At 43.8% G+C, this 14008-nt stretch carries 13 protein-coding genes; 7 read left to right on the forward strand and 6 right to left on the reverse strand.

Annotated elements, in window-relative coordinates:
• Window positions 1-42: 42 nt before the first annotated feature.
• The 3 genes from QUA00_RS06170 to QUA00_RS06180 all read left to right on the forward strand — a co-directional run bounded on the left by QUA00_RS06170 (window position 43) and on the right by QUA00_RS06180 (window position 2980).
• On the forward strand, window positions 43-1296 hold the full coding sequence (locus QUA00_RS06170) for an AAA family ATPase (RefSeq protein WP_333409074.1): 1254 nt from the start codon (window positions 43-45) through the stop codon (window positions 1294-1296).
• Window positions 1293-1925, forward strand: coding sequence for a retron system putative HNH endonuclease (locus tag QUA00_RS06175; protein ID WP_333409076.1), 633 nt, complete (start codon window positions 1293-1295; stop codon window positions 1923-1925). Before QUA00_RS06170 ends, QUA00_RS06175 begins: the two co-directional genes overlap by 4 nt.
• Before the next feature lie 473 nt (window positions 1926-2398).
• A complete protein-coding gene (locus QUA00_RS06180) occupies window positions 2399-2980 on the forward strand; it encodes an NAD(P)H-dependent oxidoreductase (protein ID WP_333409078.1) in 582 nt (193 codons plus the stop codon).
• A gap of 77 nt (window positions 2981-3057) precedes the next feature.
• Here the strand turns inward: QUA00_RS06180 and QUA00_RS06185 are convergent, their stop codons facing one another.
• A complete protein-coding gene (locus QUA00_RS06185; protein ID WP_333312704.1) occupies window positions 3058-3681 on the reverse strand; it encodes a hypothetical protein in 624 nt (207 codons plus the stop codon).
• 90 nt (window positions 3682-3771) lie between these two features.
• On the opposite strand from QUA00_RS06185, the gene QUA00_RS06190 reads away from it, so the two are divergent.
• On the forward strand, window positions 3772-4242 hold the full coding sequence (locus tag QUA00_RS06190; RefSeq protein WP_333102315.1) for an excisionase family DNA-binding protein: 471 nt from the start codon (window positions 3772-3774) through the stop codon (window positions 4240-4242).
• Window positions 4243-4245: 3 nt separating this feature from the next.
• Window positions 4246-4815, forward strand: coding sequence for a PIN domain-containing protein (locus QUA00_RS06195; protein WP_333102314.1), 570 nt, complete (start codon window positions 4246-4248; stop codon window positions 4813-4815).
• Window positions 4816-5241: 426 nt separating this feature from the next.
• On the opposite strand, the gene QUA00_RS06200 is transcribed toward QUA00_RS06195, so the two are convergent.
• Together QUA00_RS06200 and QUA00_RS06205 are read right to left on the reverse strand one after the other, a co-directional pair.
• A complete protein-coding gene (locus tag QUA00_RS06200) occupies window positions 5242-6075 on the reverse strand; it encodes an inositol monophosphatase family protein (RefSeq protein WP_333409080.1) in 834 nt (277 codons plus the stop codon).
• Window positions 6076-6289: 214 nt separating this feature from the next.
• Complete coding sequence (locus QUA00_RS06205; RefSeq protein ID WP_333102312.1) at window positions 6290-7723, reverse strand: BCD family MFS transporter; 1434 nt, start codon at window positions 7721-7723, stop codon at window positions 6290-6292.
• A gap of 150 nt (window positions 7724-7873) precedes the next feature.
• Between QUA00_RS06205 and QUA00_RS06210 the strand changes: the two genes are divergently transcribed.
• Together QUA00_RS06210 and QUA00_RS06215 are read left to right on the forward strand one after the other, a co-directional pair.
• A complete protein-coding gene (locus QUA00_RS06210; protein ID WP_333409140.1) occupies window positions 7874-8818 on the forward strand; it encodes an aldo/keto reductase in 945 nt (314 codons plus the stop codon).
• Between the two features lie 322 nt (window positions 8819-9140).
• Window positions 9141-9557, forward strand: a complete 417-nt coding sequence (locus QUA00_RS06215; protein WP_333409081.1) for an isoprenylcysteine carboxylmethyltransferase family protein — start codon at window positions 9141-9143, stop codon at window positions 9555-9557.
• Window positions 9558-9744: 187 nt separating this feature from the next.
• Here QUA00_RS06215 and QUA00_RS06220 read toward each other — a convergent pair whose 3' ends face one another.
• From QUA00_RS06220 to QUA00_RS06230, 3 genes are all read right to left on the reverse strand, one after another.
• Window positions 9745-12639: a tetratricopeptide repeat protein gene (locus tag QUA00_RS06220; RefSeq protein ID WP_333409083.1), complete on the reverse strand. Its 2895-nt coding sequence runs from the start codon at window positions 12637-12639 to the stop codon at window positions 9745-9747.
• A 76-nt stretch (window positions 12640-12715) separates the two neighbouring features.
• Complete coding sequence (locus QUA00_RS06225; protein ID WP_333145738.1) at window positions 12716-12907, reverse strand: hypothetical protein; 192 nt, start codon at window positions 12905-12907, stop codon at window positions 12716-12718.
• A gap of 87 nt (window positions 12908-12994) precedes the next feature.
• Window positions 12995-13984: a tetratricopeptide repeat protein gene (locus QUA00_RS06230; RefSeq protein WP_333409085.1), complete on the reverse strand. Its 990-nt coding sequence runs from the start codon at window positions 13982-13984 to the stop codon at window positions 12995-12997.
• Window positions 13985-14008: the final 24 nt, after the last annotated feature.

A 14008-nucleotide genomic window follows, 5' to 3' on the forward strand; every position in this document is an offset into this window, starting at 1 on the left:
TCTCAAAAATATAACCCACTAAGCCAGAGCGAGAACCAAATCGTGAAAGTCAAGCGTCTAAAAATGAACTCATTCCGAGGCATCAGCGATTTGACCCTGGAGTTTGATACAGATGAGCCGACCGTGTTCATCGGTATCAACGGTGTGGGAAAATCCAGCATACTTGAGTGTTTGGCTATTCTTCTCTCCTGGCTGACAAAGCGAATTCAAACTCCCAATAGTAATGGACGTTCTTTCAACGAAGATGATATCAAAAAAGGATGCAAAGAAACTCACAACGAAATTACAATTTCAATCAATGACTGGCCGGAAGTGGTATGGTCTTTAACCAAGGTCAGTAAAGGGCGAAGCAAGGATACTAGCAGCAACCTTGGGGAATTAAAAAGAGTTGTCGATCGCATACACAGTGAGTTAGAGGCTAATTCTTACGCAGCATTGCCTCTGGCTGTTTACTACCCAACTAACCGTGCCGTACTTGATATTCCTTTGAAGATTAGGACGAAACATTCGTTTGAGCAGATAACTGCTTATGACGAGGTTCTCACGGGAGGGCAAATCGATTTTAGGCGCTTTTTTGAATGGTTTAGAGATCGGGAAGATTTAGAAAACGAAGTACGACTAAATGATTCCGATCAGTATCGCGATCGCGAACTAAAAGCAGTCAGATATGCGATCGCTAACTTACTAGACGGCTTTTCAAATTTACGGGTTAGGCGATCGCCTTTGCGAATGACGGCAGACAAACAAGGCGATGAACTGATCGTCAATCAACTATCCGATGGTGAAAAATGCTTGTTAGCACTAGCAGGAGATTTAGCAAGGCGTTTGGCGATCGCAAATCCGAATCCAGATTGCAATCCGCTTGAGGGTTCCGGCGTTGTTTTGATTGACGAGATTGAGCTACACTTGCACCCAAAATGGCAACGGGCGATTATTCCGAATCTGAAAAAAACATTCCCAAATTGCCAGTTTATAATTACGACTCATTCGCCACAGGTAATCAGCGATCTCAAATGGGTTCATCTTTTGAGGTCAACATCTGAAGGAATTGCGATCGATCGAGTACCCTCCTTTGGGAAAGATAGCAATCGGATTCTAGAAACGCTTATGGGAACTCCAGAACGTCCGCAGCAAATTAGAGAATCTTTACGTGAATTGTTTCGCTTGATAGACAAGGGCGAACTCGGAAATGCACGGCAATTGCGCCAAGAATTAGCACACCGAATGGTAGAAGAAGATCCTGAATTTGTGAGAGCAGATTGGCTAATTCAACGCAAGGAAATTCTCACTAAATGAAATATATTCAAAAGGGGAAAGAACCTCAAAAATTTTCCGACTGGAAGGCTATACAGAAGTCTCTCGGTGTCAACTATGATTACAAATATCTTTCCAACCCTGAGAAAAAAGCGGTACACATTTCTTTGCTAAGTGAACAAGGCTATATTTGCTGCTACTGCTGTATGAGAGTTGAGCAAAGCAATAGCCATATTGAACATCTAGCCCCCCAGAGCAAGACTGATTCCGAATTATCTCTTGATTACACAAATATGCTAAGCTCTTGTGGCAGATATCCAAATTGGCCAGAGTATTGTGGCAATAAGAAGAAGAATCTTGCGATCGGGGTTTCGCCACTACAAGCCAACTGTGAAGAATTTTTTGATTACTCTAGCACTGGTGAGATACTGCCAACTGCAAATAATTTAGCTCATCAAAAAGATGCTCAAACAACCATTAAAGTTTGGGGACTCAATCATTTTGACTTAACAGAGGGACGAAAGCAAGCATTTGAAGCACTGGAAGGAATAACACAGGAAGAGGCAGAATTATTAGCTCAAGTTTGTCAACAAATGAATGGGGAAGGGCGATACCAGCCTTTTTGTACTGCTGTTTTGTGTTTTCTAAAAAATTATTTTGGTGTTTCTTAAGTTGAATGTTGCCCAAAGATTGCGCGATCGACGATCGGACTTAATATAAACTTGACCCCACCGCATCACCCGATCGCAGATTGCAGAAACTCGATGCACCAAGGCACACTTTACATATCGGTCATCCGTCGGTTATATTTACTACAAACCGCGCGCCCGGTGTGGGAGACTCCTCAGTCAATCGATTTTAGATTTTAGATTTTAGATTTTAGATTGAAGCATTGGCCCCACGGATAAATACGTTCGGCAAGTTTCATCGGATACAGGTTTTTTATTTCACCGGTCCTGAGTCTGCGAAGGAATGAATCACGTGGCGGGTATCCTGGATGCTTTCAGTCACGTCGGCCCGGTTTTTTATTGGTGACTATTTATTTAACTAATATATGTTAAGGCAAGAGACAGCGATCGCCTTCCTTTGCTAAAATATAGCTTGGAAATGTCAAGATTATCTTGTCAAAATATCAGGAAATACCGTGAACAATAGACCAAAAATACTTGCATTTGCCGGGAGTACCCGCGAAGCATCCTACAACAAACTGCTGGTGAAAGTTGCGGCGGCTGGGGCTACGGCGGCGGGCGCAGAAGTTACTTATGTAGATTTGCGCGATTTGCCGCTGCCGCTATTTGACGAAGATTTGGAAGCAAAAGAGGGAGTGCCAGAAAATGCCCGCAAATTGAAGGAATTGATGGTAGCGCATGACGGGTTTTTGATAGCTTCCCCTGAGTATAACAGTTCAGTTACGCCTGTGTTGAAAAATGCGATCGATTGGGTATCGCGCCCAGCACCGGGTGAACCGGGATTGGTGGCATTTACTGGCAAAGTAGCGGTAATTATGAGTGCTTCCCCAGGCGGAATGGGGGGTTTGCGAGGATTGGTTCATTTGCGATCGATCCTGGGGAATATTAACGTATTGGTGCTCCCGGATCAGAAAGCAATTCCCCAAGCTTTTGAAGCATTTAATACTGACGGTACGATGAAAGATCCCAAACAGCAGGACGCTGTTGAGAATCTAGGTGCTAAGTTGTCTAATGTGCTGTCGAAATTAATCGCATGAGGCAATAAATTCATTTTGCAGTAGGGATACAGCAATGTTGTGTCCCTATCCTAGTATCTGTTATTTCGCTGGCTGCATCAAGTGCGATTCATAGAATAAAAGCCTTGAAACGGCATTGTTAAAATGCCCAATATCCGACTAATTTCATTAACAAAAAAGTCTCGCTTGTCAATAAAAATTGTGCTGTTACTCAATTTAAGAAACTTCCAATCAGTACCCGTAGTAACAGCCCCATAAATGCTTTCAATTTGCTCTCCGCTGCGCTGATTAAATAATTGGGCGGCTACCATTTCTGCAATACACTGGCCTAAACCGGATTTAATACTTTCATTCTTAGCCTCTGTGAGAGTAATTACGGGGGCACGAATTTCATAGGAATCCTTCGATGCAGTGAGAATATAATCGCAATACCCGTTTAAGCCCGCTTCTACATCTACATTGAATTCAGAACCAGAGAAAAAACCAACTTGAAAATTAAATTGCCGCCTGACTTCCAATAATATTGGAGCAATAATTAATTCAGCGCGAGCCTTTTCTGTATTAATTGCAGTAGCTAAAGACAGGTTTTCAGTTAAAGTAGTTTGCAAATAGGAACTTGGCTGTACCTCTGGGATATCACTAAACAAATCTAAAGGTTCTTCTACGGTTAAATTAAAAGATTCTCTAACTTTCGCTAAAGTTGTAAAGTCGCTGTATGCCACAGGTTAACATCCTTGCTCGATTTTGGCGATCGCATTCTCAAATTGCTACAATTATAATTGATTGCCTGTTATTCTCACCCCCAAATTAACATGACATTCACCGGAGATCCCGACTCAGCACCTGCTTTGCCGACAGCAGCAGAAGCAGCCGTTGCCAAAACCAGCAGCCGCGCTTTAGAATCGCACTTGCAAAATCATCCGTCTGGCGAATCCCTCAAATTGATATTAAACGAAAAAGAGGGAAAGACAATTGACATACCTGCAGCAGCATTGCCACTGCTGTTAGCGATTTTACAACAGACAAGCAGCGGCAATACTGTCAAGCTGATTCCAATTACTGAGGAACTCGATATCTGGCAGGTTGAGGCCATACTGAATGTCTCCCGCGAGTATGTGTGGCAGTTATTAGATTCGGGCGAAATTCCTTACAAAATGGTACGCACCTGTCGCCGGATACGTTATGAAGATGTAATGAAATATAAAAAGCAGGATTATGACAAAAGAAGTAAATTGCTTGACGAACTTGTCGCAGAATCAGAAGCACTCGGTTTGTACGACTAACTCATGGAAATTGTAAAAGTTGTCTGCGATGCTAATGTTTTGTATTCAGCCGCACTCCGCGATTTTCTGATGGAATTAGCCGTGGGTGATGTGTTTGAGCCGAGGTGGACAGAAGAGATTCACGGCGAGTGGATAAGAAACGTGCTTCTGAACAATCCAAATCTCACATTAGAACGGCTTGCCAGAACCAAAAATCTGATGAATGCAAGCATTAAAAATTGTGTGGTGACTGGCTACGAGCCAATTATACCAGATTTGGAACTTCCAGATCCGGGCGATCGGCACGTTCTAGCAGCAGCAATTCATTCTCGCGCGGATTTTATCGTTACTTTCAATCTCAGGGATTTTCCTACTGAGAATCTCAAACAATATAATATTGAACCGCTGCACCCAGATGACTTTATCCTACGCTTTCTCAACTTAAAGTTTGAAGGTGTATGCAAAGCAGCCGAGAAACAAAGAATCAGGCTCAAAAATCCGCCAAAAACGCCTGACGAGTATTTACAAACGCTGGTAGAATTGGGACTGCCGCTGTCAGCACATCGGATGCGAGAATTGTGCTATCGAGATTAGTTCGATCGCAAACCGCATAATTTTCTGAGTTTTTTCCCAGGTTTTTTATTGTATCTTCCCACAGGCTAACTCTTCGACCTAGCCAATATACCGCTCATCTACTTTTTCCAAGACCGCAGTAAACGTATTTTCCATTATGCCTCTACTTGAAAACGGGTATAATTTTATTTCCGAGAGATAATAGCTCGTGAAAACATTACCACAAATTGTACCGAAACCGCATCACCCGATCGACGTAAAATAAAACCACCCGATCGCAGATTGCCAGAAATAGACAAGAGTAGGCATACTTGAACTATCGGTCATCGGTCGGTATATTTCTTCCAAACAGCACGGCAGGCGTGGGAGACTCCTCCGTTACGCCTGCCCTGCAGTTTTATTTAATAATTGTTCGATTTCCTACGGCATAGCTTCGCTTCACCTAAATTACCCCATTTTTTTCTTCTTCCAAGCCTCGACAAACGGCAAAAACACCGACACCAACTCCTGCCGATTCATCACCAAAGTCGGATAAGAAACTCTCCCGTAATTCTTCCCCACTTCCAGCGGAAAAATCCCCTGGGACTCCAGCGGCAACCAAACTGCACCAGCAGCCTTCACAATTACCCAACTCCCCGCAATATCCCAAATTTTCGGAGTCGCTTCCACCCCTCCCATAGCCACACCCGAAGCCACCGTCAAAAAATTGTAACTAGCCATGCCCAACATCCGAATTTTACTCGGAAGATGAGGCCCGATTCCCACACTCCGCGAACACAAATTAAAAATATGATTCCCGCTCATCTTATCAGCAGTGGGACAAATCGGCCGATTGTTCAAAAACGCACCTTGAGGCATATTTGCCAATACATTGTCGCCCGCCAAATCCCCTGCATAAAAACCGTGAAAAGATTGATTCACCGGCGGCAAATGCACGCAGCCAAAAACCGGAGTTCCGCGATACAATAAGCCCAAAGAAATCCCCCAAATCGGAATTCCCCTAGCAAAATTAGTTGTAGCATCCAAAGGATCGACAACCCAACACCATTCATTATCTGGGAAAACGTGTTCTCCTTCCTCACTCAAAATCCCGTGACTGGGAAAAGCAGATGAGATCGCACTTCTAATCTCCGCATCCGCCCAATTATCAGACTGCGTAACCAAACTCCCATCATCCTTCTCATCTGCTTGTGCAGAACCGAAATCTTTCAAAAACTGCTCGCCGACTGTCTTGACAGTAGTCTGAGAAAAACTTAAAATAGAATCCCAAAAATCTTTCATTTGTATTTTGTTTGTACGATAAGACGGCGGTTGAAACCAGGTCTACAAAAACTAAGACGGCGGTTGAAACCGCGTCTACAAAAACTAAGACGGCGGTTGAAACCGCGTCTACAAAAACGAAGTCCGCCTCCGCGGACTGAAGATAACTTTCTTCAACCCGCGGAGGCGGGTTTTGTCTGTATAGACGCGGTTTCAACCGCCCGGTCTTCTTCTCTCAGTCTAATTCATTTTCAAGAATAGTGGCGATCGCACTTTTAGCATTATCCTGAAACTCCCCAACATCCACCCTACCCAACAGCCAAACAGCCAGAATCATACCCACCGCCGGCACAGCAAAAACCAACCCATAAGCCAACATCGGCACCCCAAACAAACTTCTGCCCAAATCCAAAATAGCACCGCCACTAATCGTCGCCACACCCCGCGCCATCGCCTGCGACAAACCCCAAGCGCCAATAAAAGTCCCAGCAGTTTCTGCAGCAGTCAAATCCAACATCAAACTCAGCGCACCCGTCGTCGTAATACCCGAAGCAAAACCAAAAAACATTAAAGCCGACTTAAACACAATTGGATTTCCTGTGAATCCCGATGCAATAATTAAACCCAAACAAGCAGCAACCGACAAACAGCCCAACCTAATCGTATTTTGCTTGCCAATGCGCGGCACAATTAAAAAACCAGTGGCGCTCAAACCGATCAGAGTACCAGTACCATAAATAGCATTTAAGCGAGTAGTTTCCGAAATCGGCATCTTAAAAATTTCGCCGCCGTAAGGTTCCAAAACCGCATCCTGCATAAACAAACAAATTGTCATAATCAGCAGGAAAGTAAAAAACAAACCGGTTTGGCGGCTAGCAGTCAAAATCCGCAGCGCACTTCCCAGAGTAATTTTATCTTCTCGATTCACTGCGGACGATCGCACCCCGTACCGCGAATACTTTTTCTCAACGCCAAAAGTTGCAATCCCCACCAACAGCAAAACCAGCGCCGGCACCTTCACAAACAAACCGTTAATCGAAGCCTGCAACACTTCCCGTGGCACATCCCCATCAATTTGCTTCAGCAAACCGCTGCTAACAATCGCCCCGATAATAATACCAACCATCAGCATCGACCACACCACACCAATCAACTTCGATCGATCCTCCTCATCGGAAACATCCACCAACAAAGCCGCAAAAGGAGTCGAACTCGAACAAATAGCAATACCGTAAAGTGCAAAAATCAAACCCAACAAACCCACCCAACCGTAAGTAGGAGTCGTCCACCCCACAGCCTCCAAACTGCTACCCAAGCGCCACATCACCTGCACCGCTAAAAAAGCAGAAATCACAAACAAAACCCCGCCCATCCACACATAACCCGTGCGGTGATGGCCAAACAAAGGCTTAGCATCAGACATTTGCCCGAACCACACCCTAGCCGGGGCGACAAACTGGTGCATAGCCAGCGTACCAGCCACCACAGTAGCCGGAATCGCCAACTCTTTAATCATGACGCGATTGAGCACCCCCAGGGTCAAAATCGACATCATGCCCAATCCCATCTGAAACAAACCCAACCGGAACATAGTCAGCAGGGTAACTCTCTTGATAGCAGGAGTCGCGGAATCTGTTAATCTTGAATCTGGTAAACGGTCGATCGACATAACTACTCAAATAAACACATCATTTGCACTTATAGTAACTGAGATATCGCAACCCGCCGCCTTTCCTCCCCCGGCTAGAAGCTCGATCGGGATTATTCGTATAAATTCATATAAAAATAAAGAGAATCAATAACTGTGGATTTACCAACCGTGACAACCATTACCCTAGGACAAAACGGCCCAGCCGTCATTCCCCTGTGCGTCGGAACTTGGGCTTGGGGCGACAAACTATTTTGGAACTACGGCAGCAACTACGGCGCCGCCGAAGTCGAAGCAGCATTCAAAACATCCCTAGACAGCGGAGTCAACTTCTTCGACACAGCCGAAGTCTACGGTAACGGCTTGTCAGAAGAATTGCTGGGGCAGTTTATCAAAAAAACCAGCCAACCCGTGCAAATAGCCACCAAATTCGGCCCCGTACCTTGGCGGATTACAGGAAAATCAGTTTCCGAAGCCTTAAGTGCCAGCTTAAAACGCTTGCAAGTAGAACAAATCGCCCTCTACCAAGTGCATTGGCCATTCACTTTTTTACTCAGTCAAGAAACCCTGATGAACGCCTTAGCCGATGAAGTAAAACAAGGCAGAATTCAAGCAGTAGGAGTCAGCAACTATTCAGTAGAACAGATGCGCCAAGCCCACAAAATACTAGCAGCAAGAGGCGTTCCCCTAGCAACAAATCAAGTCCGGTACTCCTTGCTGTCGCGGCAAGTAGAAAAACAAGGAATTGTGAGTGCAGCCCGCGAATTGGGAGTAACAATTTTAGCGTACAGCCCCTTAGCCCAAGGATTGCTCACCGACAAATACACAGCCCAAGAACCACCTACAGGAGCCCGCAAAATGGACTCCCGCTTCAGCAAAAGTGGCCTCGAAAAAATCGAATTAGTCATGTCCACCCTGCGGAAAATGGGCCGAAAGCGCGATCGAACGCCCGCCCAAGTTGCCCTAAACTGGTTGATATGCCAAAACGGAGTTATCCCCATTCCCGGCGCCAAAACCGCCAAACAAGCCCAAGAAAATGCAGGCGCGTTAGGCTGGAATTTGAGCCAAGAAGAAGTCAATCAATTAGAATTAATGACACGTCCCTGGCGAGAATAAATTTGTTAATTGTTGACAGTTGACTGTTCGCTGTTCGCTGTTCGCCGTAGGTTAGCTGGTTCCCCGGCTATGCCTGGGAACCCATGTCCAGAGGCTCTGCCTCACTTATGGACGAAAATTAGGCCTCGCTTCCGAAAATAAAATTGGAGGCATAGCCGACGGTTAGGCATTACCAAGCCGAGCCTAATAACGAGTAGAAACAACAGTTCATTTCCTTCTTCTTTCTTCCCTCTTCCCTCTTCCCTCTTCCTTCTTCCTTCCACCCCTCTTCCTTGTATCCGTTACATCCGTTACAAAATCCGTTGCCGAACTTCGTCTTACTATGAAAATCTTAACTGACTGGGGCTTCACGCGCGAAGGCTGGCGCAACAACAGCCGTGGCGAATATTTAGTTTTGCTTCAAGGAGCATTGCTCACAGGATTTGTAATCTTACCAGTTTATCAACTGCCAGGATTAAAAATTCAATCAACCCACTTACTTTATATTATCTGGTTTATGGCCTGTATTCTAGGCTTAACCGGATTAATTTTCATCATCAAAGGATTGATAGACTTAGGAAAAAACCTCACACCTTTACCATATCCCAGAGAAGACGGAGAATTAGTCCAAACAGGCATTTACGGAAGAGTGCGGCATCCATTATACAGCGGCTTAATTTTAGCAGCCCTCGGCTGGACACTTTTTCAAATGAGCATATCCCACTTAATAGCCAGCGCACTATTAATAATACTTTTCTAGATCAAAGCCAACCGAGAAGAAACCTGGTTAACCCAAAAATATCCAGACTATTCAGAGTACCGCCAAAAAGTCAAAAAACTAATTCCCGGAATCTATTAACAGTTCGATCTAAAAACCTCGCTGTCAACAGTCAACAGTCAACAGTCAACAGTCAACAGTTAACAGTCAACTGTCAACTGTCAACTATCTAAAGACCATTACCAATTAGAATAAACGGTGCCCAGTAGTATGGATGATGCAAACGACTGGCCACTGACCGTTTCAAACCGCTGCGAGTTTGAGCTAAAATTGATAAATTGGCCGATGGACCCAACACTGAATCATCACCTGTAATTAAGGCTATTTGCGCTTTTTGCAAAGCTTCTGCCTTCTTATTTCCCGACAGCAACGCCGTATAAAAAGCAACCATCAAAGCTTGAGTGCCGCCATCATCTACTTTCCATAAAGAAGCGATCGCAGCTTTTGCTCCTGTTTCCTGTATCTGGTAGCCAAAACCTAAAATTTCTTCTCCATTACCTAGTTTACCACCTATCCCCGTCTGGCAAGCACTCAATACTACCAAGTCTACATTTAGTAGGTTTAAAGTTTGAATATCGGGCAGGGTAATTAGACCCCCATCACCCAGCAAAATAAACGAATCTTCGGGTTTTCCCGTAACAAACATAGCATGAGTTGCCAAATGAATAATGTTATAATCTGGCAAGCGGGGAATCATTGTGGCACGATTGAATTCCCGATCGATTAATTTGGTAGTTCCTGGCATCATCGCAGCTAAATTTTCCACTTCTAGCCCCGCAAATGGCAAACCCGAAAAACCAAATGGAGTAGACCCCCGTTTAATATTATAACGACCCGCAGCAAAAGCACCAGCTAAAATGCGAGGTTTAGCTGCAGTTTCTACATTGAATTTTGTCAGGCTCATAGCAGTAATATTATTAATGACAAACCGCTGCCCCAACCATTGTTTGCCGTCGTATAAAGCTGCTAGGGGAATGTAGCGTAACTGTCCATCAGGAGCATAAATAATGCTTTTAGCTTGTGCTTCAGTCAGATCGTGTTCGAGGGGTTTGATTAACCAATTATAAAGTTTCTTAGCAGGAATTGTGGCATCGGATTTCGGATCTTCCAAAGCCATGCGGAATTCCACAATTGCTTGATTTACCTCTTGCTTTTTAACTGTTACAGTACGTCGAAATGGGGGAGCATCAGCAGTTGTTATTACCAATTCTAAACGGTCTTCTAAAATTAAAGGCTGAATCAATACTGCCTTTTTTTCTAACCGCTGCAATACGTCTCCCCGCATCATATTAAGTTGAGCTAGATTCACAGTTTGTACTCTAGGGCTGAGTTGTTGGAGAATGGCAACAATTTCAGGAGAATTAATAAATTCGTTGAATGTGCCGCGCATTTCCTGCTGCATTTGCCTGAGATTGGCAATTTCTTGTTGCTGCTCAGATGTGCGATTAGCTGGAGTAATTTTTTCTAATTCAGCCAGCTTTCTGCCTAGTTGAATCTCTCTATTTAAAATTTCATTGTGTCTGTTTCGGATTTGCTGTTCTTGAGGAGTTAAGGGAATACCTTGTGCTGTTTGTTCGTTTCCCCGAACGGAACGGAGATAATCTTCTATTTCTTGAATTTTGAGTAAATCGAGGACTTGTTGTGCTTCTAAAACTCGGTCTTGTTGCAGTAATATATCTGCGAGGCGGCGGTAGGTATCGGCGACCGTTGTTGTATAAGATCGCTGTTTTTCGGCGGGTAGGGAGCGTAATTGGATGCGAATTGATTCGGTAACGTTGACAGATTCTTTATAGAAAATTATGGCTAATTCTGGTTGATTTTGTTTGAAAATTACGTCAGCAATGTTACTGAGAGTAATTCTTTCTCCAGGGCGATCGCCTACTTCTTTACGGATTGCTAAAGATTCCTGATATAATTGCAAAGCCTGGGAATATTGACCAATTCTTTGATGAACTGTACCTAAACTATCCAAAGTATCACCTAGATCCTTACGATTGCCAAGATTTTGGAAAATTGACAATGATTGTTTGAGGACATCTATGGCTTGAGAATACTGACCTAACTGCTGGTAAACTACGCCTAAATTGTTAAGAGTATTTCCAACTCCTGTAATGTAGCCTATCTCCTTACTAATAATTAAAGCTTGCTGATAAAAGTTTAATGCTTGGGCATACTGACTCATTTTAACATAAACTAAACCAATGTTATGAAGAGTTGTTGCCATGCCTCCTTTATTATTTGTTGCTTGATAAGTAGCTAAAGCTTGTTGATATAAGTTTAGTGCTTGCGAGTATTGACCCAGTTCGCTATAGGTTGAACCCGTCCGATCGAGAATATGAGCTTTATAAGTAGGATTATTTAAAATTTCAAATATCGCTAACGCTTGCTGATAAAACTCTAAAGCACGAACATACTGCCCCAAATTTCCGTAAATTATTCCCAGATTGGTTAAGGCACGTCCTTCACCAGCTCGATCTCTCTCTTCTCTACTAATAGTAAGAGCTTTTTGATAGAACTCTAAAGCACGATAATAATCCCCCATTTCTTGATAAACAGCACCAAGATGATTGAGAGTGTTACCAACTCCTGTTAGATCGTTAAACTCCTGACGAATAGCAAGAGCTTGCTGCAAAACTTCTAGGGCTGGTTGGTATTCGCCTAATAATCGATATACGTCTCCAAGATTGTGGAGAGTAGCTGCTTCCCCAGTACGATTGCCTAAATTTCGACGCACTTCTAATGCTTTTTGATAAAACTCTACTGCTTGATGATACTGATTGAGATAGTGGTAAACAACGCCTATTTTGTGAAGAACTTCCCCCTCACCTGGGCGATCGCCGATTTTTCTCCTAATCTCCAAAACTTGTTGGTAGGTTTCCAGTGCTTTTTGTAGGTCGCCGCTATTTAATTGCTCGTTCCCCTGTTGAAACAGTCTATCTGCTTCAGTTTTAGTATTTTGGGCATTTTGTGCTTGTTCTGGCACTTCCAGCGCTAAAGCATTCGATCTTTGTAACAGGGGGGAGCCGAGCAAAAGCAGGTAGCAAAAAATAAAAGTTGATATCAAAGATAATTCCCTCACTTTTAGCTAACCCCAAACAAGTTTACCTCAATAGGTCATTTGCCTTAAGAACAAGAAATTCCTAACCTGTACGATCGACTATATTACCTGGAGTGGGTGGTCTGACACTAGGAGGCTCTGTGATTGGTCGTGTGTCCGGAGTGCTATCTGCTACATGAGAAATTAAAATAGTTTCTCCAGCACCAGGCCTCAACCCGTTTGGTACAGAAACTAATTCCTCAGCTACCTGACTGGCAGATTTTTCATTACTCATTTTCGTTCTTGCCTCTCACCTCATGATTTCCAATTTCATACTCCCTCTAAAAACTGTTCTCCGGAAAAAATCAAAATTTTCTCTAAATTAACTCCCCAATCCTCCGGCAAAGCGTTGCGGTTTTGCCAAACTTGCCTTGAGTTTGGCAATCTGCGTTTCAATTTCCTTGACTCTTGGCGTATTTCCTAAAGCTTTGTGACTGTTTATGGCTTGCGTCAACCAGCGAAGTGCTTCTTGCTTTTCCCCGATCGCCCCGTACAACTCCCCCAAAGCCTCCTCTAACTGCGCTTGCTCCCCGATGTCTTTGGCTGCACTAGCTAATTCCTGTGCTTTTAGATAATTGCTCTCTGCCAGCAATGTCACCCCTTCTTGCCAGTATAAATCGCCTAGCTTGCGATATGCAATAGCTTCTTGAAAACCCGTTGCTACCAATGCTTCCAATGTCTCGATCGCCTCAGATTTCAAATCCGAACCGATGTAAAAATAAGCACGTTGCAAAGCTTTGGTTTTCTCGGCAATTTTTTGACTGTTAATTTGCTCGATCGCCCCTTTCACCAGTTGCTTTTCCTTCGTTGGTAGCATTCGGAAGCTTCGATCGGGCAGTTTTTCCTCGTCAGATGTCCTACCGTTTTCTGCTTTTACCACCAGTAAATACACAAATCCCGGTTCCAGTTGTGGTGTTCCCGGATACACTACCTCATTTCCATTAACTTTTGTTTCCCAAATTGCCCGATCGCCCTTCACTAAACTCACAGTATAATTATTAACACCGGGAACTTTATTCCAACGCAACTTCGGTCGATCGTTCAGCAATAAAGTGCGTCGGGGACTGATAATATAAGGAATTAAGACATCAAGAGGCCCGCGAGGATCGGCAGTATAATCCTCACAGTCGATCGCTAGCATTTCCCGTCGATCGATACCTGAAACTTGAGGATGCAATCCATTAATTATCGGATCAACTCTTGACGCTGTGACGATCGGGATTAAAGGCGTCAGCCCAAAAATAGCAAAGTAAGTAAATGTTTTGCCTTTGAGATTGATTGGTGTCAGCTTGGATGGATGATTATTTTTCATGACCTAAATTATTTTTCATTGTTC

It is taken from the genome of Microcoleus sp. T2B6 (genome assembly GCF_036700475.1).
Taxonomy (GTDB): Bacteria; Cyanobacteriota; Cyanobacteriia; order Cyanobacteriales; family Microcoleaceae; genus Microcoleus.

Bases quoted from the DNA above. Each gene is read 5' to 3' on its own strand.
- QUA00_RS06175 (WP_333409076.1), top strand. From the start codon at position 1,293: ATGAAATATATTCAAAAGGGGAAAGAACCTCAAAAATTTTCCGACTGG.
- QUA00_RS06190 (WP_333102315.1), top strand. From the start codon at position 3,772: ATGACATTCACCGGAGATCCCGACTCAGCACCTGCTTTGCCGACAGCA.
- QUA00_RS06195 (WP_333102314.1), top strand. From the start codon at position 4,246: ATGGAAATTGTAAAAGTTGTCTGCGATGCTAATGTTTTGTATTCAGCC.
- QUA00_RS06200 (WP_333409080.1), bottom strand. From the start codon at position 6,075: ATGAAAGATTTTTGGGATTCTATTTTAAGTTTTTCTCAGACTACTGTC.
- QUA00_RS06205 (WP_333102312.1), bottom strand. From the start codon at position 7,723: ATGTCGATCGACCGTTTACCAGATTCAAGATTAACAGATTCCGCGACT.
- QUA00_RS06215 (WP_333409081.1), top strand. From the start codon at position 9,141: ATGAAAATCTTAACTGACTGGGGCTTCACGCGCGAAGGCTGGCGCAAC.
- QUA00_RS06225 (WP_333145738.1), bottom strand. From the start codon at position 12,907: ATGAGTAATGAAAAATCTGCCAGTCAGGTAGCTGAGGAATTAGTTTCT.
- QUA00_RS06230 (WP_333409085.1), bottom strand. From the start codon at position 13,984: ATGAAAAATAATCATCCATCCAAGCTGACACCAATCAATCTCAAAGGC.